General features: G+C 57.9%; 22 protein-coding genes and 1 pseudogene. 7 read left to right on the forward strand and 16 right to left on the reverse strand.

Features of this window, described 5'->3' with window-relative positions; translation table 11 throughout:
* Nucleotides 1-13: 13 nt before the first annotated feature.
* From ACYZUM_RS15970 to ACYZUM_RS15980, 3 genes and pseudogenes are all read right to left on the reverse strand, one after another.
* A complete protein-coding gene (locus ACYZUM_RS15970) occupies nt 14-886 on the reverse strand; it encodes a methyl-accepting chemotaxis protein (protein WP_411157868.1) in 873 nt (290 codons plus the stop codon).
* Nucleotides 872-1,948: pseudogene (locus ACYZUM_RS15975) on the reverse strand (methyl-accepting chemotaxis protein); the annotation flags it as partial. The gene ACYZUM_RS15970 and the pseudogene ACYZUM_RS15975, both read right to left, overlap by 15 nt.
* Nucleotides 1,949-2,390: 442 nt before the next feature.
* Nucleotides 2,391-2,753 (reverse strand): DUF6124 family protein, encoded by a 363-nt coding sequence (locus ACYZUM_RS15980; RefSeq protein WP_103520375.1) that lies wholly within the window; start codon nt 2,751-2,753, stop codon nt 2,391-2,393.
* 1,146 nt (nt 2,754-3,899) lie between these two features.
* On the opposite strand from ACYZUM_RS15980, the gene fdxA reads away from it, so the two are divergent.
* Both fdxA and dusA read left to right on the forward strand, forming a co-directional pair.
* Complete coding sequence (gene fdxA, locus ACYZUM_RS15985) at nt 3,900-4,223, forward strand: ferredoxin FdxA (RefSeq protein WP_108183264.1); 324 nt, start codon at nt 3,900-3,902, stop codon at nt 4,221-4,223.
* A 255-nt stretch (nt 4,224-4,478) separates the two neighbouring features.
* Nucleotides 4,479-5,474, forward strand: a complete 996-nt coding sequence (gene dusA / locus ACYZUM_RS15990) for a tRNA dihydrouridine(20/20a) synthase DusA (RefSeq protein ID WP_123588481.1) — start codon at nt 4,479-4,481, stop codon at nt 5,472-5,474.
* 52 nt (nt 5,475-5,526) lie between these two features.
* Here dusA and ACYZUM_RS15995 read toward each other — a convergent pair whose 3' ends face one another.
* Complete coding sequence (locus tag ACYZUM_RS15995) at nt 5,527-6,360, reverse strand: undecaprenyl-diphosphate phosphatase (protein WP_108183310.1); 834 nt, start codon at nt 6,358-6,360, stop codon at nt 5,527-5,529.
* Nucleotides 6,361-6,867: 507 nt separating this feature from the next.
* Between ACYZUM_RS15995 and ACYZUM_RS16000 the strand changes: the two genes are divergently transcribed.
* The 3 genes from ACYZUM_RS16000 to ACYZUM_RS16010 all read left to right on the forward strand — a co-directional run bounded on the left by ACYZUM_RS16000 (nt 6,868) and on the right by ACYZUM_RS16010 (nt 10,317).
* Entirely contained in the window at nt 6,868-7,608 is a 741-nt protein-coding gene (locus ACYZUM_RS16000) for a winged helix-turn-helix domain-containing protein (RefSeq protein WP_108183311.1), read from the forward strand.
* A 279-nt stretch (nt 7,609-7,887) separates the two neighbouring features.
* The gene (locus ACYZUM_RS16005; RefSeq protein WP_041074648.1) at nt 7,888-8,532 is read left to right on the forward strand and encodes a winged helix-turn-helix domain-containing protein; all 645 of its coding nucleotides are present in this window, start codon (nt 7,888-7,890) and stop codon (nt 8,530-8,532) included.
* A gap of 390 nt (nt 8,533-8,922) precedes the next feature.
* A complete protein-coding gene (locus tag ACYZUM_RS16010; protein WP_108183312.1) occupies nt 8,923-10,317 on the forward strand; it encodes an undecaprenyl-phosphate glucose phosphotransferase in 1,395 nt (464 codons plus the stop codon).
* Nucleotides 10,318-10,650: 333 nt separating this feature from the next.
* Here ACYZUM_RS16010 and ACYZUM_RS16015 read toward each other — a convergent pair whose 3' ends face one another.
* From ACYZUM_RS16015 to galE, 6 genes are all read right to left on the reverse strand, one after another.
* Nucleotides 10,651-12,729: a YjbH domain-containing protein gene (locus tag ACYZUM_RS16015; protein WP_108183313.1), complete on the reverse strand. Its 2,079-nt coding sequence runs from the start codon at nt 12,727-12,729 to the stop codon at nt 10,651-10,653.
* Entirely contained in the window at nt 12,726-13,487 is a 762-nt protein-coding gene (locus ACYZUM_RS16020) for a capsule biosynthesis GfcC family protein (protein WP_317453251.1), read from the reverse strand. The genes ACYZUM_RS16015 and ACYZUM_RS16020 overlap by 4 nt, the downstream gene beginning before the upstream one ends.
* Nucleotides 13,484-14,149: a YjbF family lipoprotein gene (locus ACYZUM_RS16025; protein ID WP_108183315.1), complete on the reverse strand. Its 666-nt coding sequence runs from the start codon at nt 14,147-14,149 to the stop codon at nt 13,484-13,486. Before ACYZUM_RS16025 ends, ACYZUM_RS16020 begins: the two co-directional genes overlap by 4 nt.
* An 8-nt stretch (nt 14,150-14,157) precedes the next feature.
* Nucleotides 14,158-15,273 (reverse strand): polysaccharide biosynthesis/export family protein, encoded by a 1,116-nt coding sequence (locus ACYZUM_RS16030; RefSeq protein WP_473060849.1) that lies wholly within the window; start codon nt 15,271-15,273, stop codon nt 14,158-14,160.
* Nucleotides 15,274-15,363: 90 nt separating this feature from the next.
* Nucleotides 15,364-15,600 (reverse strand): hypothetical protein, encoded by a 237-nt coding sequence (locus ACYZUM_RS16035; protein ID WP_003226528.1) that lies wholly within the window; start codon nt 15,598-15,600, stop codon nt 15,364-15,366.
* Nucleotides 15,601-15,831: 231 nt separating this feature from the next.
* Complete coding sequence (galE, locus tag ACYZUM_RS16040; RefSeq protein WP_108183317.1) at nt 15,832-16,848, reverse strand: UDP-glucose 4-epimerase GalE; 1,017 nt, start codon at nt 16,846-16,848, stop codon at nt 15,832-15,834.
* A gap of 389 nt (nt 16,849-17,237) precedes the next feature.
* Here galE and galU point away from each other — a divergent pair, with 389 nt between their 5' ends.
* Together galU and ACYZUM_RS16050 are read left to right on the forward strand one after the other, a co-directional pair.
* Nucleotides 17,238-18,071, forward strand: a complete 834-nt coding sequence (gene galU, locus ACYZUM_RS16045) for a UTP--glucose-1-phosphate uridylyltransferase GalU (protein ID WP_047295217.1) — start codon at nt 17,238-17,240, stop codon at nt 18,069-18,071.
* Nucleotides 18,072-18,107: 36 nt separating this feature from the next.
* On the forward strand, nt 18,108-18,512 hold the full coding sequence (locus ACYZUM_RS16050; protein WP_108183318.1) for a phosphohexomutase domain-containing protein: 405 nt from the start codon (nt 18,108-18,110) through the stop codon (nt 18,510-18,512).
* Nucleotides 18,513-18,602: 90 nt separating this feature from the next.
* On the opposite strand, the gene ACYZUM_RS16055 is transcribed toward ACYZUM_RS16050, so the two are convergent.
* The 6 genes from ACYZUM_RS16055 to ACYZUM_RS16080 all read right to left on the reverse strand — a co-directional run bounded on the left by ACYZUM_RS16055 (nt 18,603) and on the right by ACYZUM_RS16080 (nt 25,551).
* On the reverse strand, nt 18,603-19,742 hold the full coding sequence (locus tag ACYZUM_RS16055; RefSeq protein WP_108183319.1) for an SGNH/GDSL hydrolase family protein: 1,140 nt from the start codon (nt 19,740-19,742) through the stop codon (nt 18,603-18,605).
* A gap of 223 nt (nt 19,743-19,965) precedes the next feature.
* Nucleotides 19,966-21,009 carry an acyltransferase family protein gene (locus ACYZUM_RS16060; RefSeq protein WP_108183320.1) on the reverse strand — a complete coding sequence of 348 codons (1,044 nt, stop codon included), beginning with the start codon at nt 21,007-21,009 and terminating at the stop codon, nt 19,966-19,968.
* A 12-nt stretch (nt 21,010-21,021) separates the two neighbouring features.
* Nucleotides 21,022-22,125 (reverse strand): hypothetical protein, encoded by a 1,104-nt coding sequence (locus tag ACYZUM_RS16065; RefSeq protein ID WP_047600104.1) that lies wholly within the window; start codon nt 22,123-22,125, stop codon nt 21,022-21,024.
* Entirely contained in the window at nt 22,116-23,345 is a 1,230-nt protein-coding gene (locus tag ACYZUM_RS16070; protein WP_142579776.1) for an MATE family efflux transporter, read from the reverse strand. The genes ACYZUM_RS16065 and ACYZUM_RS16070 overlap by 10 nt, the downstream gene beginning before the upstream one ends.
* Entirely contained in the window at nt 23,342-24,454 is a 1,113-nt protein-coding gene (locus tag ACYZUM_RS16075) for a polysaccharide pyruvyl transferase family protein (RefSeq protein ID WP_108183322.1), read from the reverse strand. The genes ACYZUM_RS16070 and ACYZUM_RS16075 overlap by 4 nt, the downstream gene beginning before the upstream one ends.
* 14 nt (nt 24,455-24,468) lie before the next feature.
* A complete protein-coding gene (locus ACYZUM_RS16080; RefSeq protein WP_108183323.1) occupies nt 24,469-25,551 on the reverse strand; it encodes a glycosyltransferase in 1,083 nt (360 codons plus the stop codon).
* Nucleotides 25,552-25,555 lie beyond the last annotated feature (4 nt).

A 25,555-nucleotide genomic window follows, 5' to 3' on the forward strand; every position in this document is an offset into this window, starting at 1 on the left:
TTGCGAAATGCCATCAGGTACGGAAATGCGCCGTCATGCGTTGCAAGTCCTGCCCCAGCGACGCCAGCTCAAGGGTCGCAGCAGCACTTTCTTCGCTGGCGACGGCCGACTGATCAGCCACATCGCGCACACTGACGATGCTGCGATTGATCTCATCGGCCACCGCACTTTGCTGCTCGGCGGCGGCGGAAATCTGCAGGCTCATTTGCTGGATCGTGCCGATCGACTGGTTGATCTCGGTGATCGCCTGTTCGGCCTTCTGCGCCAGCACCACGGTATCCAGCGTGCGTTCGCGGCTGGATGTCATCAGTGTAGAGGCCGCCTGCGTGCCCTGCTGCAAGGTGACAATCAGCGCTTCGATTTCCTTGGTTGAATCCTGGGTGCGCTGCGCCAGCGAGCGCACTTCATCGGCAACCACCGCAAAACCACGGCCCTGCTCCCCCGCCCGCGCCGCTTCAATCGCCGCGTTCAGCGCCAACAGGTTGGTCTGCTCGGCGACAGCCTTGATCACATCGATGACCTTGCCGATCTGCTCACTGTCCTGGGACAGCACGTTCATTGCCGCGCCCAGGTCCTCGATCGCCACCGACAGCTCGCTGATCTGCACAGTCGCCTGCTTGACCACCGCACTGCCGTGACGCGCCTGCTGATCGGCCAGGGTCGCGGCGGCGGACGCGTCGGTGGTGTTGCGCGCGACCTCCTGCACCGTCGAGGCCATTTCGTGCACCGCCGTGGCGACCTGATCGACCTCGACTTTCTGCTGACGCACACCGGCGCTGGTCTGCTCGCTCATCGCCGAAAGCTTCTCGGCCGACGTCGAAATATGGGTCACGCCGTTACCGATCCCCTGCACCAGCGTGTTCAGACTTTGCGCCATGTCCTGCATCGCGTTTTGCAGATCGCCCAACTCATCCTTGCGGCTGGATTTGGCTTGCACCGTCAGATCACCTTTGGCAATCCGCCGCGCTAGCTCCACCGTCAACGCCAGCGGCCCGGTGATCTGCCGCGAAATCAGCACTGCAGCCAACAGACCGACCACCAGCGCCAGCACCGTCAGCACGGCAATCTGGATAAACGCACGATGTTGATCGTCCCGCGCCAGACGCTGCTGGGTGTCCATCAGGCCGGTCATGATGCTGTCCATCGCCTGGCTTTGTTGATCCACCTGCTGGCGCAAGCTCTGCTTCTGCTCGAACAGCGCGGCAACCTCCAGCAGCACCTCGCGATAACGCCGGATCCCGGCCTGCGCCTCTTCAAGCTGACTCGACAGGGCCGCCGGCAACCCGCTGCGCGCCTTGCTCATGTCCGTCAGGAACGCATCGGTGGTGTCCAGCAGCACCTTCTTGTTGGCCTCGCTCGGCACCGCGATATAACGTCGCAGCATCAGACGAAACATCGTCATGCCATTGCGCAGATCCGCCACCGTGCGCAAGTCCGCCACCCGCGCGCTGTCGGCTGACGCCAACGCACTGGCCGTGGCGCTCTCGAACAGCCTGTTGAAGGTCTCGGCGTACTTGTCCGACATCGCTCCCAACGGTTTCAGCGCATCGCTGGTCGCTTTGTCCGCCTCGACCAAGCGCTTGACCTGTTGATCGTAGGCTAGCGTGGTGTCCTGCAAACGCTTCAAGGCCTGCTGGTTTTCCGCCCGCGTCAGGGTCTGCAAGGCCTTCGCGATCAGCCCTTGCAACACCGTCAGCCGCGACTGATAAGCCTCGGCAAACGCCGCATCCGCTGCCGCTTCGTACTGCTTCTCCGACAACCGCATGTCCTGCGACGCATCGTTGAGCGTGCCGATCAGACGCGTGGTGTCCAGGCGATCCACCAGCACATTGCTGCTGCTATAGCCAATGAAAGCCACCGCCCCCACCGCCAGCAACAGAACGCCAAACCCGGCCCCCAACTTTCGGGAAACCTTGATGTTGCCCAGGAAACTCGATGCTTCTGCCATGTTCAGCCTCTAACGCCCTGACGCGATTCAACGTCAGGCACAAAAAATTGATCTCAGGCAACCGCAATTGCCGCTCATATTCGGGGGCGTCATCCTGAGCAAATGGCGGACAGCTCCAACTGTCCCGGCTGCAACAGACTGACGCGAAAAACCGTACCGACGGCGCACGCACCAGCGGACAAATCCAGGGTTCGTGCTGGATTTATCGTTTCAGCAAAGGTGTTGGGAACGGATGCTATAAACTTTGGGAAATGTTGTACAACTTTATATTTTTGTATAAGCGTTGAACTTTTTTGAGCCAATGATGACGCATTGCCATCATTTTTTGTGGCACATCGCTATTGCTGTGGAAACAGGCTGAAACCCGCCATTTTCGGCGGTTGTTTTGCGCATCGACTGAGCGCCCTCCGCGACCCCGCCGCTCGCCACGGAGGGCAGCGATCTACGCTTTGAGCTCGACGTTATCCAACGCCTGATTCACCGCCAACTCCCCCAACATCACCACCTGCGCAATGCCCAGCAGCGTCTTGCGGTGCGAGACATCCAGCAACGCGGCGAAATCGTTGAGCATGGTCGTGGCGGAACCCAGGGATTCACTGGCGTTGGCGAGCAGGGATTCAGTGTCGTAGGCCGGGTTGGCGAGGAACATCGGTTTGGATTGATCGCCGCTGGCCATGATCTGGCTGGCCGGGGTGAGGTAGTGATCGAGGGCGCGCTCGGCGGCTTCGTGGAGTTTGCGGGAATCGAGGGATTCGTAGGGGGATGCGGGGTTGGATTCGGGTGGGTTGGGTGTTGGTTTGAACATGGATGAAACTCCTAACACTTTTAGTGAGGGCTTCACCCTTTCGCTACCAAACGAAGGGTGGCGGCCATGAACAGGTTGGTAGACCGGGTGTTAGGAGCCGGCGCGCCCGAAGACGCCCTGTACATGACCACCATAGACCCCGACCGACAGCACGATCGGTGATGGTGACGCTGTACATCTAACACGCGGGCTACCAAACCCGGTCACTGGTTTTCAGTGACCCGAGAACGATAGAACCCAAGGTCTAGACGTACAAGCCGGCGAATTCTGTCTTAGGTGTAGGGGGAGGCGCAAGGCGTTGTAGGGCTAAGGTAGTACAGATAACCACACTTTAAACAAGACGCATCTAAACCGTTTAAAATTTGGGAGCTTTGTCCCAAAGCGCGGTTCCAGGCAAGTCTGATAACGTCAGCACCGGTTCATTTGTTGACAGGTCTGGATGAAGAGCTTTCAGAAAGTGCTAAAGCACTTCAGCACGACTAGAAACGCAACCTCACCATGAAGTGACTTTATTTTGAAAACATAGAAATTACCGATCCACTACCGTCACGAACGAGAGCTTGGCACTCAATTGCATCTCCTATCTACTCAACCGTAGCAACCTATCCGTTATCATTAAGCGCCCGCGCCCTACACTACTTCGAATATTTCATAATATCGTCGACAGATCGTGTCGAAACCAAACTACCTGCCCTTCCTACTAGATCATAGAATTGCTGATCCGGGGTCGGACTGTCCCATGTGATCGCAACATTCGGTAGGCCAGTGGCGCAGCTAATAGACAAAGTTATGTATCCCCATAACGAAAGTGGGTTGTCTTTTTGCCTTCGGGTTGCCTATCCAGTGTCAAGTAACGCTCAGCCTGGAGTTTTGAAGGATTGACTCGCACTCTGCAAGTAGGCCGTTGAAAAGCGTAAAAAACAGCGTTTGTACCAACGCTGATCCAAAATTTACCGTTCATAAACGTACTTCCGTGATGATTTTAATAGCGCCCTAATAACTCAAAAAAACGTATATATCGCAAAAAAATATAAAAACCTGTCATTTCTGGCAGTTCAAACCTCAACAAAAATGGTGCCAACTACCTTCTCCGACAACAAAACATATAACTACAGCAGCGAAACAAACAAAGCCTGGAGAACCAACATGACATACGTAGTGACTGACAACTGTATAAACTGCAAATACACTGAGTGCGTCGAAGTTTGCCCTGTAAATTGTTTTCATGAGGGACCAAATTTCTCGGTGATAGATCCCGAAAAGTGCATAGACTGCGGTGTGTGTGTGCCAGTATGTCCCAGCGACGCCATTTACGCCGAGGAAGACATACCTTCAAATATGGGAAATTTCATAGCAATCAACGCGGATCTCTCGCACAAATGGCCACAAATACTGAAAAAAAAAGCACCACTTCCTATGGCGGATGACTGGGTTCTCAAAGCAAATAAAATCGTTCTTCTGGAGCGCTGACAACACCTAGAGTTCTAACTAGTTCTCCGCTAAGTTTATCTTTCATAACGGGGACAGCCCGAGGAGAGCAATGCCGTGCTCCTCGAAATGCCCAAAAAAGGGTGGAAAAAGGGGTCAGATTTATTTACTACCAAGCATTCCCCGATGCTGATCCAGTTTTTTCAAGCACAGACCTCCACCAGACTCCAAACCCGTCCGTCCCCCATTCCTGATAAACTCCCCCACCTCCCAGCCCCACCCAATCCAGAACCGCCAATGTCCCCTATCTCCGCCACACCCGCCCCACTCTCCCGCCGCTTCTCCGTCGCCCCGATGATGGATTGGACTGATAGGCATTGCAGATACTTCCTACGCCTCCTGTCGAAGAACGCCCTGCTCTACACCGAAATGGTCACCACCGGCGCTCTCCTCAACGGCGATCACGAACGTTTCCTCCGTCACAACGAAGCCGAGCACCCGCTGGCGCTGCAGTTGGGTGGTAGCGTCCCGCTCGATCTGGCCGCTTGCGCGCGCATGGCCCAGGAGCATGGTTACGACGAAGTGAATCTGAATGTGGGCTGCCCGAGTGATCGAGTGCAGAACAATATGATTGGTGCGTGCCTGATGGGGCATCCGCAGTTGGTGGCGGATTGTGTGAAGGCGATGCGCGATGCGGTGTCGATTCCGGTGACGGTGAAGCATCGGATCGGGATCAATGGGCGGGACAGTTACGCCGAGTTGTGTGATTTCGTCGGGACGGTGCGGGACGCCGGATGTACCAGTTTTACCGTGCATGCGCGGATTGCGATTCTGGAGGGCTTGTCGCCGAAGGAGAATCGCGACATTCCGCCGTTGCGGTATGACGTGGCGGCGCAGTTGAAGGCGGATTTTCCGGAGCTGGAGATTGTGCTGAACGGCGGGATCAAGACGATGGAGGCCTGCCATGAGCATTTGCAGACCTTTGACGGTGTGATGCTTGGGCGTGAGGCTTATCACAATCCGTATTTGCTGGCGGAGGTCGATCAGCAGTTGTTCGGCAGCAGCGCGCCGGTGATCAGCCGGGCCGAGGCGCTGGCGCAGCTGCGACCTTATATTGCCGAGCATTTGCAGGCGGGCGGTGCGATGCATCACATCACCCGGCATGTGCTGGGGTTGGGCACCGGGTTCCCGGGGGCGCGTAAATTCCGTCAGTTGTTGTCGGTGGATATTCACAAGGCCAAGGATCCGCTGGCGTTGCTGGATCAGGCTGGCGAGTTGCTGCAAGGGCGTTGATGCCCTGCCTTCGTAAAACACGCCAGGCGGGTTGGTCCGCCTGGCGTGCGCATCACCCCGCCGTCGCTTCCGTCCAGTTCACCCAGCCAAACACCCACGTCGCCAGAATCAACAAGCCAAACGCGATCCGATACCAAGCGAACGCCGCATAACTGTGGTTGGCAATGAATTTGAGCAGGCCGCGCACGGCGATCATGGCGAAGATGAAGGCGATGACGAAACCCAAAGCGAACACTGGGAGGTCGCTGACCTGGAACAGGTCACGGTATTTGTAGCCGGAGTACACCGCGGCGCCGACCATGGTCGGCATGGCGAGGAAGAACGAGAACTCTGTGGCGGCTTTCCGGGACAAGCCGAACAATAATCCGCCGATGATGGTCGAGCCCGAGCGCGACGTGCCGGGAATCATTGCCAGGCATTGCACGAAACCGATTTTCAACGCGTCTGACCAGCGCATGTCGTCGACGTGATCGACGCTCACCACATGGCGGCGCTGTTCGGCCCACAACATGACGATGCCGCCCACCACCAAGGCTATGGCCACGGTGATCGGGTTAAACAGGTATTGATGGATTTTGTCAGCGAACAGTACGCCGAGGATCACCGCCGGCAGAAAGGCAATCAACAAATTAAGGGTGAAACGTTGCGCATTGCGCTGGGTGGGCAGGCCTTTGACGATGTCGAAGATCTTCGGGCGAAACTCCCAGACCACGGCCAGGATCGCCCCCAGCTGAATGATGATATTGAACGCCATCGCGCGTTCACCGCCGAAGTCCAGCAGATCGGCGACGATGATCTGGTGGCCGGTACTGGAGATCGGCAAGAACTCGGTCAGGCCTTCTACCGCGCCCAAAATCAACACCTGGATAAAGGTCCAGAAATCCATTAATCCTCCGTCAGAGCGCTCTTGCTGAGCGACCGGTCAACTGTATTCAGGAATTGAGTATCTGAAGTTAAACAATCGGTATAACGCGACACCCATTGCCTGATCAGGCGACGGAGAATATGTCTTATCAAAAGACACACTCAAGCCATGTTAATAAACGTCCGCCTACGAACTACCCGAAAAATATTTAGGCCTATGGTAGAAAAAAGTTCGATTCGCCAATAAAGTGTGATCCAGCTCACACTGTCTCAGGATCGTGAACAGTGGCAATTGGACATGAATAAAGCCATCGCCATAGATTCAAAATAGTGGCACAATTCCACAATGCCACCATGTAACGACTAGTTCACAACCCCGAGAAAATCAACTAAAAGCTTGAAATGCTTAATTATTGTTAGAAAACTCGGGAGCCACGTCTAAAAATCGCGTGAATGTTACCAATTGTCAGTCACAGACGAGAACCGGTGCTTTAACATCCCGATGTCAGCACCTAATTCGAGTCAATGCATGATGCTCTCAGGGAACTTGGCGACGAGAAGTCCGCGCCCGACAAACGACGTACCCGGTGTTCTTACTCTGGGTCGTACCCGTGGCGTGGCCGAACATTTCAGGGCGCTGATCGCGAAGCACGTAAACACTGATATGGCACTTGAGGCCGGTTCGTACACTAGTTCCTTCAACAATGAACTTTCTGGTCCGTATCGCGCCATCTTCATCGTTATCGACACTCCGCAAGCGCTGGAAGACAATCTTGCGCTGATTGAAAGCCTGCGCAGCGACAACTTGAAGCCGATCATCTGCGCGGTCATTACCGGTCGCGGCGCATTCAACAAGATCAAGTATTTTCTGGCCGGCGCCGACGCGTGTATCAAATTCAATACACTTGCCGACGAGGGCGACGAGTTGCTCGGTGAGTTCTTCAACAGTGAAGAGTGGCAGCGGGATATCAATCTGACGCTCGACCCTACGCGTATCTGCCTGCTGGGCAGCCCCCGTCAGAAACTCGACATCTCGTTCGCCGAGATGAAGATCCTGGAAGCCTTTGCGCAGACCAGCAATCACATTCTCAGCCATGATGAAATCGCCAGCATCATGGGGCTCAACACCCATTTCTACGACCCGAGAGCGCTGGAAAAATCCATCAGCCGCTTGCGTGGAAAAATCAAGGACATGTATGGTACGAACGCGATTCAGAGCATCCGCGGCTACGGCTATCGCCTGATGCGGGGTCTGATATCGACTGCCTGACTCTCGGGCAGCCATCCTCTTTGCATCATTACGAAGGATCGTCATATGCAACCATACCGCTCTAGTTGTACTTCACATCTAATTATAATCAAGCCATTGAATGAGCACGGCTACACCGAACCATAACAATAAACTTCACAACATAGCAGCAGAACGAGTGGAACTTATCGAGGGCCATTTTAAGCCCAGACCCTGCCTGTCGATTACTTCCGAGGAAGTCATTGCTCGCCTGCCGATTTATCTTTTCGCCCATTTTGGTGCACATTTTAGGAGAGAGACATGGAAACGAGTACAACCCTCCCGAGAAAATATTTTGTCGTCGTGACTCACAGTACAACGTCGCAGCGTGAACTTGAGAGCATTCTGTCCAGCGAGCGCTTCAATTCGTTTGGCACGTCTCAGGCACAAATGTTTATTGAAGGTGCTACTTCGCCCTCTTCCGCGCCCATGCTGATGGAGTTCTCTTACCCAAGCGGCACCCGCAAACACGTGGCCCGCACGATTGAACACGACACCCAGCGCATCCTCGCCACCCTCGAATCGGAATGGCTGTCCGCACAATCGGCGAAGCCGTTTCAGAGTGCAGAGAGCGACAACCGCACTGCCGCCATTGAAGACGCTGCCACTGGCAACACGACCTGGCATCTGGACGATGATCAAGGTGCCCTGATCAAGGAAGGCGTCGAAATCAGCCTGACCGGACTGGAAACCGCGCTGGTGCGCAAAATGCTCCATCACGAAGAGCGCGTTGTCAGCCGCGACGATCTGATCCTCAGCATCGGCCGTGAACCGGAGCAATATCGTGGCCTGGAGATGTGCCTGAGTCGCCTGCAGGACAAGTTCAAAAGCGCCAGTAATGGGGAGCGATTGTTCCGTGCCGTAAGAAACCGCGGTTATTGCCTCATCCAGGAAATCGTTGCGTAAACACGCACGATCTCCGCGAACAAAACAAACAGAAAACAGTGCGATTACAAAAACAACAAGAGCACTCTGTTTGACTTCACCTCCCTGGTAAATAAAAGCTCCCTGCCTCCACCCCTCCTACAGTAACAAACACAACATCATTTATTCACCCCTTGCTCCACGACCTTTTCTAACAGCCTTGTATTTGATTATTCGAAATTTGGCACAGTGCCATCTTGTTAGAACTCGTCAGACACCCTCTCCGGCAATAACTTAGTCTATTGATTGACGACAGTTCGGCCTATCGACGTTGTTACCTCAGGACACTCGTCCAATAACAACAACAAGCCTATCTAGCAACTCGGACTTTAACTGTCGAAACCTGAATGGACGTATTTCTGGGGATATCTCATGGAACTCTCTCTACGGATCAATCGAAATAACGGCCTCAAGGGACTTACCTTCTGGGGCCAATGGGCGCTGGCGCAAGGTTTTATTGTCGCGCTGTTGTTCGTACTTGCAGAACGCCATACCGGCACCGTCGAGTTCTATTACCGCCTGTGCGCAACACTGGCGGTACTGGCCTCGGTACCGGCGTACACGTTCAGCGGCGTCTATCGCAAACAGGACAATTACCTGACGGGTCTGGGACGTCTGCTCATGGGCTGGTCGATGACCATGCTCGCGCTGGCCGGCATCGCGTTCGTGTGCAAGGCCGACGAGGTGTTTTCCCGTGAAGTGACGCTGAGCTGGGCGGTGTACGGCTTCCTCGGTCAGGCGCTGCTGTACGCGCCGCTGCATGCGTTTTCCAAGTACTACCAGCGTTCGCGCACCAGTGCGCAGAAAACCCTGATTGTCGGCACGGGTGAGTTGGCGCTGGGCCTGGCGCAGAAGATCAGTCTGGTGGAAAACCTGCCACTGGTAGGTTTGGTCAGCAATGGCACGAAACCGGTTCTGGATTCGGATGCACCGCGGGTGGTGGGCGATCAGGAGGATCTGCTGCAACTGATCAAGGATCATGACATCCGCCGTCTGTACATCACCTTGCCGCTGGCGGAAGCGGCGAAAATCGAAGCGATGTACGTCGATTTGCTCGGGGCCAACGTTGATGTGGTCTGGGTGCCGGACTTGAACAGTCTGACCCTGCTCAACCACTCGGTGAAGGTCGTGGATGGTCTGCCGGCAATCTGCCTCAACGAAAGCCCGCTGACCAGCCGCCCTACTGCTGCGTTGAGCAAAAGTCTGGTGGAAAAAGGCGTGGCGCTGCTGGCGATCATTCTGTTGAGCCCGGTGTTGCTGTTCATCGCGCTGGCGGTGAAGATCAATTCGCCGGGGCCGGTATTTTTCAAGCAGGATCGTCACGGCTGGAACGGCAAGGTGATTCAGGTGTGGAAATTCCGCTCGATGCGCGTGCACGATGATCGCGAGGTGATCCAGGCCAGCCGCAATGATTCGCGTATTACCGCCGTCGGGCGCTTCATCCGCCGCACCTCTCTGGATGAGCTGCCGCAGTTGTTCAACGTGCTGCAAGGGCAGATGGCCCTGGTCGGCCCGCGTCCTCACGCTGTCGCGCACAACCACTACTACTCGGGGAAAATCCTCGCGTACATGGCTCGTCACCGAATCAAACCGGGCATCACCGGCCTGGCGCAAATCAGCGGCTGCCGTGGCGAGACTGACACCCTCGACAAGATGCAGCGTCGGGTGGAGATGGACCTGCATTACATCAACAACTGGTCATTGTGGCTGGATCTGAAGATCCTGGTGAAGACGCCATTTACGCTGTTGTCGAAAGATATTTATTGATGGACTGGTGACAAGCCAGGCGATACCGCAAGGGGACGAAAGTCCCCTTTTTTGTGGGCGGGATTTGGGTAGTGGGTCAGGCTGTTGCGAAGGTGGCAGTGCCGACGCCTTCGCGGGCAAGCCCGCTCCCACAGGGTCCGGCGGTGTTCACTCAAATCGGGCACACCACAAAATCACTGTGGGAGCTTGCCTGCAAGCGATAGCGGTGGGTCAGGCAACATAGATTTTGAATGGACTGACGCCTTCGCGAGCAGGCTCGCTCCCACAGGGATCGGGGGTGGATCGGGATATCCAGTTCATCCCGCTCCCACAGGTCCCGAGAAGGCTCCGGGTTTACTCGGTAATCTTCGAGAAGTTGCGATAGAACATGTCACCCTCGCGGCTATCGGTCATCGAGTGCAGCTGGAAGCTGCGATTGAGCCTGGCGCCGCCGTCACGGGTCAGCGGGGCCCAGACCAGATTGGCGCGGCGCATGGTTGACATGCTCATCATTTCGTCGAACGGGATCGACAGGTAGATGCCCTTGTCGAAACTACCCTCCCCGTACTCGGCACTGCCAGCCGTGGTGATCGTCGCCCAGGCACCGAAGCGCACGCCGTTGAAGAACTCGCGGGAGATGTCCAGCGTACCGCCCCAGTCGCCGGCCAGGTAACGACCGACGCTGACTGCAGCCAGCGTATCGTAGGGCAAGTCGGTGTAGCCAGTGATGTGCCCGGTCCAGATCGAGTAGTCGCGCAGGCCGAAACCCTGGTCGAACTCGCGCTGACGCACATAGTTCAGATCCGCCCCCACCGACCAGCGCTCACCGGTCGGCCGGAACAGCACCTCACCGCCGACACCGGCAAACATCGACTCCAGATAACCGCCGTAGACCATGCCATACAGGTCCTTGTCCAACTGCTCGGCATGGCTGACCTGAAATAACGGCATGGTCACTTCCGAGGTGGTCAGGTACTGACGCAAATCGGTACGCACCCGCGGCAGGCCGCTCGGCGCATCGTAGGTGAACTTGTCGAAGTTGTTTATCAGGTTGGCACTGAGCAAGCCGTTCCACCAGGTATTGCGGTTGAAGCGGTACTCCGCGTCCGCATCGGCGCTGAATTGATAGAGCAAGCCATCCGGGCCGCCGACGTTCTGCTTGAAGCCCAGGCCGACGCCATAACTGAAGTGCTGCGGCGCTTCGCTGTAGAGGGTTTTCTCGTTGTGCGGCATCGCCGGGTTGATCTCGGTGGTGCGGTGCAACGACTCCAGCGGTTCCTCGTTGTTGATCACTTCGCGGAAAGTCTGGCGCGGCACGCTGGTCTCTTCCAGCGGCAGGTCGTAACGCTTGTTGACCACGGTGAACCAGTTGATGTCGTCGTTCACACTGTTATCGAGAATCCGGCTCGCGCGACCAACAGCCTTCGACGAATGGAAGTAGCGCTGCTGCTCGCCGTAGACGATCAGCTCGGAATCACGCTGACTGATGCGCTCGACCTTGTACCCGGCATTCTGCTGCAGGCGCTGCGACACGTCGGCCCAGTTGACCTGTTCCATTGGCGTGGTCGGCATCTTCGCCGGCAGCGGTTCAGGCGTCGGGTCGTAGGTCTTGGCCGGCGCCTTGCGGCTGACGAAATTGGTGTGAAACGTGATGCCGAACATCGCCGTATTGCCGCGCTCCCACGCCGCGCTGACGTCCACCGAATCAGCCACCTTGAACACCGCACCGAAGTTGATCGGCGAGTCTTGCTTGATCACGTTGTCCTTCGGCTCGTGCTTGTAGTCGTTGCCTTCGTATTCGAGCTTCAGGCTGAGTCGATCCCACGGCGTCTGATAGCTCACGCCACCAAAGAACGACGGCCGACCGCGAAAGTACGAGCCGGAGTTGACGTCACCGGTCCCTTCAAGAGCCGGTCGGGTATCGAAGCGATCACTGACGTAGCCCAGCGGGTTGTCGAGGTCGCCGCGATTACCCAGGTAACCCCAGGCAATGCCGGCGCTGAAATCGAAATTGTCGAAGCGTTTGTTGGCGACGAAGAACTCACTGGAGAACAAGCCCGTACCACCGATGTCTCGGAAGCCCAGCGCGACTTCCGGCGCCCAGTGGCTTTCCTGCCACAGCCGGACTTTGGCGTCGACCGCCTTGTCCTTGTAGCTCTGGCTGCCGCTCAGCGCCTCGGAGCCGTACGGCCGGTTGGTGATCGCGGTGTAGCGGAACGAACCTTCGAGCCAGTCCAGCGGTTGCAACGACACGCTGTAGCGGCTGTACGGCTCGGTGCGGTTGGCATTGACGCTCAGTTCGCCGGCCGGCGCCATGCGCGCGGTCGGGGTCTGCAACAGACCGGTGCCACCGAAATCATTTTGAGTAATACGCGGCTCGGCATGCACCAGACCGCACGGCAATAACAACACAGCTGCAACACGTAACTTCAACGAACCACCTCAGCCAGCTGCGTGGCAATCAATTCGGCCAACTGCTGATTCAGTTCAGGAACAGGCGGATCCAGATCATCATTTTTCACCGGCACCAGAATCTTGCTGCCGGCCACGGGGAACTGCCCGCTCTCGCGATTCCAGTGGGCGATACCCACCCGACGCACCGCACCATTGGGCTGGATCAGCCACAGGTAATCGGCCTCGGCATCGTCCAGCGGTGTGCAGCTTTCCAGGTACTCGCGCGCCTCCAGCAGAGGCTGATAAGGCAGGTGACAGGTTTCGGCGACCGCGCCCAACACTTGCACCTCGTCGACCCGTTTCGGGTAGATCAGCCGATCGCCGTCGTCCAAACGAATGTTGCGCGCGAAACCGACTTCCACCGCGACCGGATCGAGGTCCGCTACCTGGCGCCCGGTGACCGGCATCTGCCGCACCTGCTCGGCCAGGCGCAGCGCCAGCGCCGCGCGGCTCGGTCGGTCAAACAACGAAGCCATACGCTGCAACACATCGAGATCGAACAACACGCCGGCCTTGAGCCGCGCCTGCTGTTCCAGCAACGACTGACGCAGCAACACGCCAGCCAGCCAGTAACCCTCGGCATTCGGCACCGCCACGCTGATCACGTCGAGCAAGCGCCCGCCCGGTGGCAATTCCACCGGCCCCGGATTGGCCACATCGCCGCTGACCATGACCGCTGCCTGACTGGCGCCGCTGAGCAACAGCAAACCTGCCGATAACATCCGTAAGCGCTTCACGGCAGATGCCTGCGATCAGGGGTCAGTTGCACGATGCGCACGCGCAGTTGCGTGGTCAGTTGCTGCTCGCTTTGCAGGATGAAACCGTCCAGCGGATCGACCCAGTAATGGTTGGTCGCGCGCAGGCCGATGGCCGGGACGTCGATGCGTTCGTCGACACGCAGCACGGTGTATTCCTTGTCGAGAATGTGCAGGGTTTGCGTGGCTCGGCGAGAGAACCGGCTGTTGACGATCAAACCGACTTCCTGGCCCTTGTACAGGTCGATCCAGCGCTGACTGGTGAAGCCATCGGCGACTTGATGCAGGCCGCGCTTGAACGGCGCGTCGTCGGCCAGCCGCGTACCGTCCAGGTCGCCCTCGACGCCGAGGCCGATGGTGCGCACAGCGAGGCCGTCACGCAGCAGCAACACCTGTTTGCCGGAAGCCACCCAGAACTGCAGGTCTTCACGCTCACGCACCAGCGCCAGCACCCCGGAGCCAGACGGCGTGGTCAGTTTGACTTGCGGATACTTGACCTCGGCCACCTGGGCCGCGCTCACGTCCAGCTCGTCCGGCCCGATCACCGCCGACTTGAGGTTGCGCACCGAGGCGGTCATCAGCGGGTTACAGCCACACAACATCAAGGCCGCCATCAGGCAGACGCCCACTTTCAAGGTTTTCACGGTCGGCCTTATTTGCTGTTGTTACTGAATTCGCTCCAGTTCTTCGCAGCGGAAGCCCCGGTCCCGACAATCGATGCCGACGGCACCAGTTGGCTGATGAAGCGGTTCCAGCGCGTGACGTTGGCCGGGCCGACGTACACCACATCCTGCGGACGCACCTCAAAGTGCGAAGCGAGTGCCATTGAGGTCGGCGACTGAGCTTCCAGTTGATAGATTTTCGCCGGCTCGACATCGAGGTTTTCCACCCCGCGAATCACGTACACCGCGTTGCCATTGGAGGTGGTCTGGCTCAAGCCGCCGACCGAACCGAGCACGTCGGAGAGGTTCATCGTTGCGGTCTTGAAGCTCAGCGCACGGGGCTGGTTGACTTCACCCATGACATAGATGCGCTTGTTGTCGTTGTACGGCAGATACAACTGATCGCCGCCCTTGAGGAAGACGTGCTGCAACTCGGAGTCCTGCTGGTTCAGCGAGTCGAGATTGAGCGGATACACCCGGCCATTGCGCGTCAGCAACAGGCCCGACAGATCGGCGTTGTTGGTGTCGATGCCGGCCGTACCAAGAGCCTCGACCACGCTCAGCGGGTTGGTGGAAATCGGCTGCGGACCGGCCTTGGCCACGGCGCCCGAAACCACCACTTTCTGACTGGCGAAACGCAGCACCGCGACATCCACTTGCGGCTCGGCGATGAACGCCGACAGGCGGGATTCAATGTCCGAGCGCAGTTGTTGAATAGTCTTGCCGGCCGCCTGCACTTCCTTGATGAACGGGTAGTACAGCGTGCCATCGGAGCGCACCAGTCGACCGTTGGCGTCGATCTGCTGTTGTGCCCCCGAAGGCGCGGTCAGCTCCGGGTGATCCCAGACCGTGATGTACAGCACATCGTTGCTGCCGATGCGGTATTCCGCCGGCGTTGCCAACAGTTCCGTCGGTACCGACTCACGCTTTTGCGTGGCGCGGGTCATCGAGATCAGCTTGGGCGTGATCGGAATCAGCTCGACCCGACTGCTTTCGCTGGCGCCCTGGCGCGTGATGTTGCCGGTGCTCAGGTATTGGCCGGGGGAAAACATGCAACCTTGCAAAGCGATACTTGCCAACAGCAAAAGAGAAAAACTACGAGTCATAATGGCACTACGCTATTCAAGGGCGAATCTAAAAATAAAGTCACCCGACTTGCGTCGGGCGACCCTGTACTGCACTAACAAATGTTCCTGTTAGTTGTGCGTGCCAGTGGTGCCGGTAGTACCGGTGGTGCCCGTGGTACCGCCGTTGGCACTTCCGCCGCTGTTGGACGCCGCGACTGCACTGGCAACCATTGCAGTACTGGCAGCAGGCGCTGTAGAAGCCGCGACACTGCCAGATACATTGGTCACCGCAGTAAGCGGCGCTTCAGCAGCGGACGCCCAGTTGCTCAACATCGTCAACAGGGCAATCGCCATCACTTTTTTCATATCAACTCCTTTCTAACATTCGGCCTGTTAAAAACCGGCCTGAGTTAGCGGTGGTAGCGTTCAAGTTCGCGAAAATCGCGAACAAGATCCGTCGTCCTTTCACAGTCTTACCCAACTGATAAAAGTCGAACGGCAGGTTTATATCTACGGACTTGCAAAAGGCATTTCCAGCGTATTTTCCCGACGATATCTAACAGCTGACCGAAACTAACATTCAGTATTAGAACGACATCATTCGAGATAACCGCGCGGATGATTCGATTGCCAGCGCCAAGTATCGGTGACCATGTCCTGCAAACTGCGCGTGGCTTTCCAGCCGAGTTCTCTTGCGGCCTTGGAGGCGTCGGCCCAACTCTCGGCAATATCGCCGCTGCGCCGCGGCATCACTCGGTATGGCACCGGACGCCCGCTGGCTTGTTCGAAGGCATGCAGCACTTGCATCACGCTGTAGCCGTCGCCGGTACCGAGGTTCCAGGTGTGAATGCCCGGACGATCGGCAATCGATTGCAGGGCTTTGAGATGGCCATCGGCGAGGTCGACGACATGGATGTAATCGCGAACCCCGGTGCCGTCGATGGTCGGGTAATCGTCGCCGAAAATCGACAGCTCCTGCAGGCTGCCGACCGCGACCTGGCTGATATAAGGCAGCAGGTTATTGGGAATGCCATTGGGGTCTTCGCCCATGTGCCCGCTGTGGTGGGCGCCAATCGGGTTGAAGTAGCGCAGCAAGGCGATGCTCCAGCGCGGCTCGGCCAGGCTCAGGTCGCGCAGCACGTTCTCGACGATCAGCTTGGACTGGCCGTAAGGATTGGTCGGAATACCGGTGGGGAAATCCTCGCGGATCGGCATCTGCTCGGGCTCGCCGTACACCGTGGCCGACGAGCTGAACACCAGCCGGAACACCCCGGCCGCGGCCATCGCCTGACACAAGGTGATGCTGCCGCCGACATTGTTCTCGTAGTAATCCAGCGGCTTGCGCACGCTCTCGCCGACGGCTTTGAGCCCGGCAAAATGCAGCACCGCGTCGATCGCATGCTCTTGGAAAATCCGGTCGAGCAACGCCCGGTCGCAGACATCGCCGCGAATCATCAACGCGCTTTTGCCGCAGATACCTTCTATCGCGTGCAATGCCGCATCGCTGCTGTTGCAAAGATTATCCAGTACAACAACTTCATAACCTGCTTCAAGCAGCGCAAGTGTGGTGTGCGAGCCGATATAGCCGGCGCCACCCGTTACCAGAATCTTCATAGCGCGGTCCGTCATTGGATAAGTGACAAGTAGCCTGTCAAGTCCCTTTCATTGAATCTGTGGCGCACCACACAAATAAGGACGACAACAGCCTTAAACAAAATTAGTTCAACCACTGGCAATAAATATTTTTGCAGGTCAAACTGTATTGCCCGGTACTTATTAGCACCCCAAGTACACTCATCACTATCAACAGATACCGACTAAAAATAACTAATAACGCCTTAACCGACATCTCATAACATTGTCATGTTTTACCCCCTGCGCTAATTGCCATTAACAACCTGACTCAGGTATTAAAGTACTCGTTCAATAATCATTGAAACTCGTGCGCTTTGATAAGTGCGCGCACCCGTTGCCTGTGTTCCATGACTGTCCAGGATACTTTTATGATTCGTAAATGTTTGTTCCCCGCTGCCGGTTACGGCACGCGTTTCTTGCCGGCGACCAAAGCCATGCCGAAAGAAATGCTGCCGATCGTCAACAAGCCGTTGATCGAATACGCCGTTGAAGAAGCACGGGACGCCGGCCTGCAACACATGGCCATCGTCACCGGTCGGGGCAAGCGTGCGCTGGAAGACCACTTCGACATCAGCTACGAACTCGAACACCAGATCCGCGGCACCGAGAAAGAGAAATTCCTCGCCGGTACCCGCGAGCTGATCGACACCTGCACCTTCTCCTACACCCGTCAGGTGGAAATGAAGGGCCTCGGTCACGCGATTCTCAGCGGCCGCCCGTTGATCGGCGATGAACCCTTCGCCGTGGTGCTGGCCGATGACCTGTGCCTGAACCTGGACGGTGATGGCGTGCTCTCGCAGATGATCCAGCTGTACAAAAAATTCCGCTGCTCGATCGTCGCCATCCAGGAAGTCCCGGCCGACCAGACCCACAAGTACGGGGTGATCGCCGGCGAACTGATGTCCGAGGGCATCTACCGGGTCAATAACATGGTGGAAAAACCGGCGCCGCAGGACGCGCCGTCGAACCTGGCGATCATCGGCCGCTACATCCTCACCCCGGACATCTTCGACCTGATCGCCGACACCCAACCGGGCAAGGGCGGCGAGATCCAGATCACCGACGCGCTGATGAAACAGGCGCAAAACGGTTGCGTGCTGGCTTACAAGTTCAAGGGCCTGCGCTTTGACTGCGGCGACGCCGAGGGTTACCTGCAGGCGACCAACTTCTGCTACGACAACGTCTACCTCAAGGGCCGCTGAACGGTCCCCGCCCACTTCTCTTTTCAGGAGGCAACCATGAACATGGCACAGCATGCAGCAGAGATTGAACGGGAGGTGGGCAACCTCGGGGTGGTGAGCTGGCTGTCACGCCATCAGCCGTTGCCCAGCGCCAACGAGTCGTGGCTGGGGAGTATTCTGCTGGTGGAACGCATCGGCATGTTTCCTTCGTCCGGCGACATTCGCCGGCCGTTAGCCGATCCCTATCCTCTGCTCGCCCATCTGAAACACCTGTATGCCGAGCAGGCGCTGGAAATGGACGATCGTGATGGCCTGAAGGTGATCTTCAGCGACTGGCGCTTCCGCGTACGCCTGTGCTGCAACGAGCCGGCGATCATCATCAATGTCGAGACTCGGTGTGCGACGCAACTGATGCCGCAGAAGACTGCGGAGCTCCTGAGCCAGATAGATAACTTCAAATAAAACACCACCCCTGTAGGAGCTGCCGAAGGCTGCGATCTTTTGATTTTGTATTGAAGAGCAAGATCAAAAGATCGCAGCCTTCGGCAGCGCCTACAGGGGTTTCGTTGGGTCGCAACTGTCCGCATTGATGCCACTGACGATCCAGCGATAGAAGTAATCGGCAATCACTTTCCCGCCCGTGGCCGGCTGCGGATGAATCTTGTCCGGGCCGATCATCGCCGCTGCATAGCGTTTGACGTCAGGGCCGAACGCGCATTGCAGATTGGCAAAGCCCAACTGCTGCTCATGCGCCCATGGCTGCAGAACCTGCGCATACGCCGACATCGGATAGGCACTGGACCGCGTGGTGTCCTGACGCATGATCAGGTTGATGCTCGCCGCCGGCTGGATCTCGCGGATCATCGCCACCAACCCTTGAACGTTGTGCAGGTACTGTTCGGGTTTGACCCCGAAACCCTGGTCGTTGCCGCCGAGCATGATCAGGTAAATGTCGGCGGGGATCCTCGACACGGCGGCTTTCCACTGCACCTGCCATTGCGGGTTCTGGTGATAGAAATCCGCCGAGGCCGCGCCCGAGGCCGCCAGTTTTGAAACCCGCACGCCGTGCTGATCGTTGCTCAGCCACAGGCCAAACAAGGTCGGTGCGCCCTTCACCACTTCCAGTTTGAATGACCAGTCTGGCGCTGAAGAGAGACCTGCAAGCGGTACTTCCTGAACGCCCGACCCCTTGAGCGTCAATGGCTGCCAGTCTTCCGAGGGTGTCCAACGGTAGCGCAGCTCACTGGCTTCGCCGTTGCCCAGGTAGAGCAATTTCGCCTGGGTGACTTGGGTGTCGATGGCGGGTGTCGGGCTGGCATCGATTTGCAGCCAGGCGCCGGGCTTGCCGGTCACCGTGCGGCTGTCGGGGCTGGCCTGGCCGAGGCCGGACACTTGCCAGCCACCACCGAAGTATTTTTCGCTGCTGCGGGTGTATTTGAAATGCGTGCCGCCCAGCGCGGCGCCGTGGTTGAAACCGACGTAACCGGGGCCGGCAAAACCGACTTCGCCGGCCACGCGCTGTACCAGTTTGTTCAGGTAGAAATCCTGCCCGGCGCTGTAGCTGTCGCCGATCACCGAGACCGACAAAATCTTCCCGGCCTTGCCTTCACGCCACTGCGCAAAGCGCTCGCGGGCATCGCCCACTTCCACCACCGACGCCGCGACGGGCTGAGCGTCATTTACTGCCAACATGCGTTATTTCCTTCAGTCTGGAATGGCCCCTTCGCGAGCAGGCTCGCTCCCACATTGGATCGACGTCATACGCCAATCCCCTGTAGGAGTTGTCGAGTGAAACGAGGCTGCGATCTTTTGATCTTTGACATCAACATCAAAAGATCGCAGCGTGCCGCAGCTCCTACAGAGGTCTTGTGTCCTCCGTTGAACCCTGTGGGAGCGAGCCTGCTCGCGAAGCTTTTCAGCTATTGGCCGGCACCACCGGAGCAATGCTCGCCAGCGATTTTTTCTTCGCCGCACGCTCGCCCAAAAACAGCACCGAAGTGACATTGAAGCGACTGAAAATCATCGACAGCACCACCGGCCCCAGCAAGCCGAAGAGCAATCCGCTGAGCACCAGAATGCTTTCGTCTTTCACACCCAGCCGCCCCATGACAAACCGCGAAGTCGCCGCAAACAACACATGAAACAGAAAGATCGCGTAAGAGTAGCCGCCCAGCCAGGTCAGCCATTTCGAGCGCATGTCACTCGACAGCAAGGCGATGCAGGATACGCAGCCCACGGTCAAGCCGATCAGGCTGCGGCGGTCGACAATCAACTCGCGATCAATCGCTGCCACGTACAGCAGCGTCAGCGAGATCAACACAAACACCAGCGGCCCGATCACCTTGAACCGTTGCTTCAACGCTTCGACATTTTCCTGGCCAATCATCCCCGCCACAAAAAACGGCAGCAGGTAAATCGCACCATTGATGCCGAACGCATCGAGCTTGAACGGCGGCAGCAGAAACAGCGCCGCAGCGAAGGCGAACAGCAGATACAAGCGCGACATCGAACGCAGCATCCCGCGCCATTCCAGCAGGCCGACGAACATGAAAATGATGAACACCGCCTGCAGGAACCAGAAGTGATTGACCGGTACCCAGAACGACAGCAACGCATCGATCACGCCGACGTCCTTGTTCACCCCCGGCCCCACCGCCTGCAACACCGAGAACGGCACACCGACGCAAAACAACGGCACGATCAACCGTCGCACCTTGCCGCTGAAGAATGCGGAAAAGTCATTGCCGCGAATTTTGTAGATCGAATAGATGTAGCCGGAAATAAAGGTGAACAGCGGCATGCGCACGTACACCATCGAGTCGGCGATCACCCGAAACGGCGAGCCGAGATCGATTTTCAGCCCTCCGCCCAACGGGCCGATGACGTGATAGAGCACCAGCAGCAGGCACGCCAGACCACGCAGGGTTTCGATCTCCAGCGATTTTTTCTTGCTCGACATACAGCACCTGCCTCAATTCAGAACGCGTGATTCAACCCGCACCGGTTTGTTCGCACGCAACATCAGGCCCAGGCCGACAAACAGCACCGGCACCACCATGGAAAAGTGCCGGGCGAAGGAGCCGAAGTCCGGCTCGAACAAGCCTTGCACTAACAGAAACGCCAGCGGGATCGCGATCAGTTCCTTGGGTTTGGTCTCGATCGGCGCACCTTTGTAATCGGTGGACGTGATGACTTTGAACAGCAGCAGCGCGGTCATGATCATCAGCGCGACGAAGATCACCTGGCCCGGCCCGGACAACAGAATCAGCTCCACCGGGAACGACAACCGGAAGAAAATGATCATCGAGTCCAGCGCCTGCGAGACGAAGTCGCTGCCACTGAGCCACGAGACGATCAGCGATTTCGACCCCTCCTCCCCCGCCGTACGCAACTCGTTGTTGCTGGCTCGAATCGACGACACCGGAAAGCCCAGCGCCAGTTGGATCGCCATGGCCACCGCCAGGTAAAACAGGAACAGCATCAGGAAGAAGGTGAAACGCGACACGTACTTTTTCATCACGCAAACGCCGACCCACGACAGCGAAAACAGAATCCAGTAAGGCCGGATCAGCACGCCATAGATCACCGCCGACAGAAAAAATCCGCCGCGGTATTTGCGCGTCAATGCGCTGAACAAAATGCTCAGCACCGCCACCGAGACGATGATTTCCTTGGTCAGGTTTTCCAGAAAAAACGAACGCACCACACCCCACAGGCACAGGGTGCCGAAGATCGCCAGCGGCATGCGCCGAAACACCACCACCGGGATCGCCGTGAGGAAGAAGTTGCAGAACATCCCGTAGGCCCAGGCGTTGGTCAGGTTGATCCCGGTGGGCCGCAGCAGGAACGCCGAACACTCGTAGGAGGAGCGATCCGGCGAGAACGGGTTCCAGAAATTGCAGTTGTCGGCGCGGGCGTAGGACGACCACAAGGTCATCGCATCCGGCCCCGGATCGCGCGGGATCAGCAGCGGCATCGCCACCGACAGAAACAACCCGGTGAACAGAATCAGGAACGACAGCGAAGAATCGAGTTTGCGGCCGCGAAACTCGATACACGGCAACTTCAACCCCATGCCAGCGCCCCTTTGGCACGGGTCGCCCGAGTCAACACGGCGATCACCCCGAGCTGCACGATGATCGCAAAGACATTGCCCCACGCCGCGCCATAAATCGAATAGTGCTTGATCAACAGGAAGCTGACCGGCACCGACACCAGCAAGCAAATCGCCGCACTGGCGAATGACACCCGACTGTTTTTCGAGGCGATCAGACCGCCCCAGACGATGTCGCCAATGGCCCGCAGAGCAAAGGAAAAGATCAACACGCCGAGGAGTGCGTTATCCGGACGCGGCACGCTGTTGGCGACGTAATCGAGCACCACGTTGAAGAACAGATAGATCAGCACGGCCACCGCCGCCGACACCGCTAACGAGCGCATCACCCACTTGTTGACGAACAACTGCCGGACGCTGAACGCCTGTTGATCCGCCTGAAACCGCTTGGCCAGCACCGGAATGCCGACTACCGCCACCACCGCGTAAGACAGCGCCTGCAGAGTGTTCGCCGCCGACCACGCGTACACGTATTTGCCGAGGCTGGCGTAGGGTTCGAGGTCGGCAATCAGAAAGCGCTCGGCATACTGACTCAGCGCGATCAAGCCCGTACCGAAATAAAACGGCAACCCGGCCTTCCACACGGTCGCCGTCGTCAGCGCTTCGCTGACCCGGCCCTTGTGCACATTCACCACGATCAGGTAACCGGCGACGATCACCAGCACGTTGGCGGCCACCCACAACCACAGCACACTGGCGATGCCCGACACCCAGTCGAGCATCATCGCGCCCACCGCCAGCAGCGCCCAGAGACCGGTCTTGATGAAGAACAGCAGCGCGCCCGCGGTGGCTTTCTGCGCAGAAAACACGAACGAGTTGATCTCGAACGACAGGTGTTCAGTGAGCAACACCAGCGTCACGCAGAGGATCAGCGCGGTGCTCGCCTCGACCTGCTGGAACAGCGAGTAAATCCCCACCGTCAGCAGCGACAGCAGCAGCCCCACCGCCAGGTACAGCAGCATGACTTTGTCGACCACCCGCCGCGAGCTGCCGCCGACGCTGATCAACCGGTTGATCTCGGAACTGAAACCAACGCTGTAGAACTTCGAAGCGATCAGCGACGCGGCGACCACCACGCCATAAAACCCCAGCGCTTCGTAGCCCAGGTAATGGGTGATGGCCAACACCAGCAGAAACTTCGCGCCCAAGGCTCCGCCGCGCAGCAGCAAGCGAAATATCATCGAACGACGCCTTTGATGATCTCGTCCATCATCACCGTCTTGGCTTCGATTTCGCGGCAGGTGTCGGTCAGGCGCTTGCCGAAGTTCGACAGCGCGTTCGGCGCGTACACGGTGTCGATGATGGTGTCGACATTGATGTCGCCGCCATTGATCACCCAGTCTTCCACGCCCATGTCCTGATAGGCGCCAAAGCCTTTGCGCTCGTAGCTGATGTGGTACGCCGGGACGCCGGACAACAGCGATTCGATGGCGCCGTGCAGGCGCACCGAGATCACCAGGTCCGGCTGATATTTGGCAATCGTCGCCTTCAACGACAGCAGGTCTTCGCTGATGCCCAGTTCGCGATAGAACGCACCGTCGTCGTTACCGCGAACGGCACTCTGTACGGCGCAAACCACTTTGCTTTTGTTCTTCAGACGCTGCAGCAGCAACTTCAGGTTGGCGACGTAGGCGACTTTCTTTTCCTTGCTCCACTCCGGCGGCTTGCGCAGCACCACGCACACGGTGGCCGGCGACGCGGCACAGCGGGTGAACTTCGGCTGCTGAAGAATCTTGCTGGCCAGTGACTGCACCGCCAGATCCGGCGCGCGGTAGACGTTTTCGCAGGCATCGAACATTGCCGAGGAGCGGTTATCGCGCACGAACACCGCGTCCGCGCTGGCGTAGTGATCGACGATCTTGCGGCTCTCGCCATGGAACGGGCCGATACTTTGCGGCAGGTACACCGACGGCACCTTGCTGAGGATCGCCGTTTCCAGTTGCTTGGCGTGGCCGAGTTTGAGCTTGATGTGTTCGAAGGCGCTTTTCGAGCGCATGTAGCCGCCACCGACGCCGACGATCAGATCGGTCTTGCGCAACAGATCCGCCAGCCCGGCATACGACTGATTGAGGAACACCGCCTGCTTGACCCGCCCCAGGCCCTTGGCCGCCATCACCGGCGCATCGAAACGCGGGTGCGGCAGGTAGGCGAAAGACTGCGGGTCGGAGGCCACGACATTGATCGCGGTGTCTTCGCCAAAGTTGCGCTGCACCAACGCGATGGCCAGATCGACGAGCAGGCCGTCACCGGAGTTGGACGCACTGTAGCCATGCAAAATCGTTACGTTCATAAGCTGAGTTCTACTTAATAAGTGGGAGCGCAATACACGTCGTAGGTCTGGCGGATCATCAGCGCGGCACTGAAGCGCTCACGCACGATGTTCCGGCCTTCGCTGCCGAGGTCGAGCAACCGCGGCTTCTGGATTCGCGCCAGCACATCGGCCAGCGCCTGGTGATCACCGGTGGGAAAGACGTAGCCGGACACTTCATGGGTGACCAGTTCGGGCAGCGACGTGCAGTTGCTGGCGATCACCGGCAAACCCATGGCCATGCCTTCCAGCGGCACCATGGCGAAACCCTCCCAGCGGCTCGGCACGATCAGCGCGTCGGCCTGTTGATACAGCGCCTGCACTTCGGCCGGCGTGACCCACGGCAGGTACTCGACCGCGTCCATCTGCGGGCACTCGACCGTGTCCTCGTTGACCGCACTGCCAACCACGGTCAGCTTCAGATCGTTGCGCTGTACCTTGGCGAAGGCTTTGAGCAATACGTCGAAGCCTTTCTGGTAATCGAGGCGACCGACGAACAGCAGATGAATCGGCGCGGGGTTGTCGGCCCTCGGTGCGTCATCCTTGTGCGGGATGCCGTTGTAGATCAGGCGCATGCGCTTGCGCTCGATACCGAACCGCGCGGCTTTGTCCATCTCGTAGCGGCTGACGCAAATGATCACGTCGGTGACTTTCTGCAAGACGCGCTCGATCGAGGCGTAGACCTTCTGCTTGATGGGCGAGCTTTCCATCAGGAACGAAAACGCGTGCGGGCAGTAGACGATTTTCGGCCGACGCCACGGCTTGAGCAGCACACAAACACAGCGGCCGATCACCCCGGAAAACGTGCTGTGCAGATGCACCACATCGGGTTTTTCCTTGAGCAGCGTCCGTGCCAGTTCCCACGCAAAGCGCAGCAGCGAAGGCACGTTACGCCCGGATCTGACGAACGTGCGAATCTGGCTCTGATCGATGCCGTGCAGCTCCTGTTTCTGGTCGAGCGGCACCAGATAGACCCATTCGTAGTTCGCGGCCTGGCCTTCGGGCGACGCCGATATCGTGCGGATAACGGTGGCGACCCCACCTTTTATCGTTTCTGCCACGTGCAGTATTTTCTTCACAACC

The organism is Pseudomonas sp. m6p (assembly GCF_055760375.1).

Coding starts and splice junctions, on each gene's coding strand:
- galU (WP_047295217.1), top strand. CDS start 17,238: ATGATTCGTAAATGTTTGTTCCCCGCTGCCGGTTACGGCACGCGTTTC.
- ACYZUM_RS16055 (WP_108183319.1), bottom strand. CDS start 19,742: ATGTTGGCAGTAAATGACGCTCAGCCCGTCGCGGCGTCGGTGGTGGAA.
- ACYZUM_RS15970 (WP_411157868.1), bottom strand. CDS start 886: ATGCAGGACATGGCGCAAAGTCTGAACACGCTGGTGCAGGGGATCGGT.
- ACYZUM_RS15995 (WP_108183310.1), bottom strand. CDS start 6,360: ATGGATTTCTGGACCTTTATCCAGGTGTTGATTTTGGGCGCGGTAGAA.
- ACYZUM_RS16050 (WP_108183318.1), top strand. CDS start 18,108: ATGAACATGGCACAGCATGCAGCAGAGATTGAACGGGAGGTGGGCAAC.
- ACYZUM_RS16005 (WP_041074648.1), top strand. CDS start 7,888: ATGGAAACGAGTACAACCCTCCCGAGAAAATATTTTGTCGTCGTGACT.
- ACYZUM_RS16000 (WP_108183311.1), top strand. CDS start 6,868: ATGATGCTCTCAGGGAACTTGGCGACGAGAAGTCCGCGCCCGACAAAC.
- galE (WP_108183317.1), bottom strand. CDS start 16,848: ATGAAGATTCTGGTAACGGGTGGCGCCGGCTATATCGGCTCGCACACC.
- ACYZUM_RS16035 (WP_003226528.1), bottom strand. CDS start 15,600: ATGAAAAAAGTGATGGCGATTGCCCTGTTGACGATGTTGAGCAACTGG.
- fdxA (WP_108183264.1), top strand. CDS start 3,900: ATGACATACGTAGTGACTGACAACTGTATAAACTGCAAATACACTGAG.
- ACYZUM_RS16075 (WP_108183322.1), bottom strand. CDS start 24,454: ATGAACGTAACGATTTTGCATGGCTACAGTGCGTCCAACTCCGGTGAC.
- ACYZUM_RS15980 (WP_103520375.1), bottom strand. CDS start 2,753: ATGTTCAAACCAACACCCAACCCACCCGAATCCAACCCCGCATCCCCC.
- ACYZUM_RS16070 (WP_142579776.1), bottom strand. CDS start 23,345: ATGATATTTCGCTTGCTGCTGCGCGGCGGAGCCTTGGGCGCGAAGTTT.
- ACYZUM_RS16030 (WP_473060849.1), bottom strand. CDS start 15,273: ATGACTCGTAGTTTTTCTCTTTTGCTGTTGGCAAGTATCGCTTTGCAA.
- ACYZUM_RS16060 (WP_108183320.1), bottom strand. CDS start 21,009: ATGTCGAGCAAGAAAAAATCGCTGGAGATCGAAACCCTGCGTGGTCTG.
- ACYZUM_RS16065 (WP_047600104.1), bottom strand. CDS start 22,125: ATGGGGTTGAAGTTGCCGTGTATCGAGTTTCGCGGCCGCAAACTCGAT.
- dusA (WP_123588481.1), top strand. CDS start 4,479: ATGTCCCCTATCTCCGCCACACCCGCCCCACTCTCCCGCCGCTTCTCC.
- ACYZUM_RS16010 (WP_108183312.1), top strand. CDS start 8,923: ATGGAACTCTCTCTACGGATCAATCGAAATAACGGCCTCAAGGGACTT.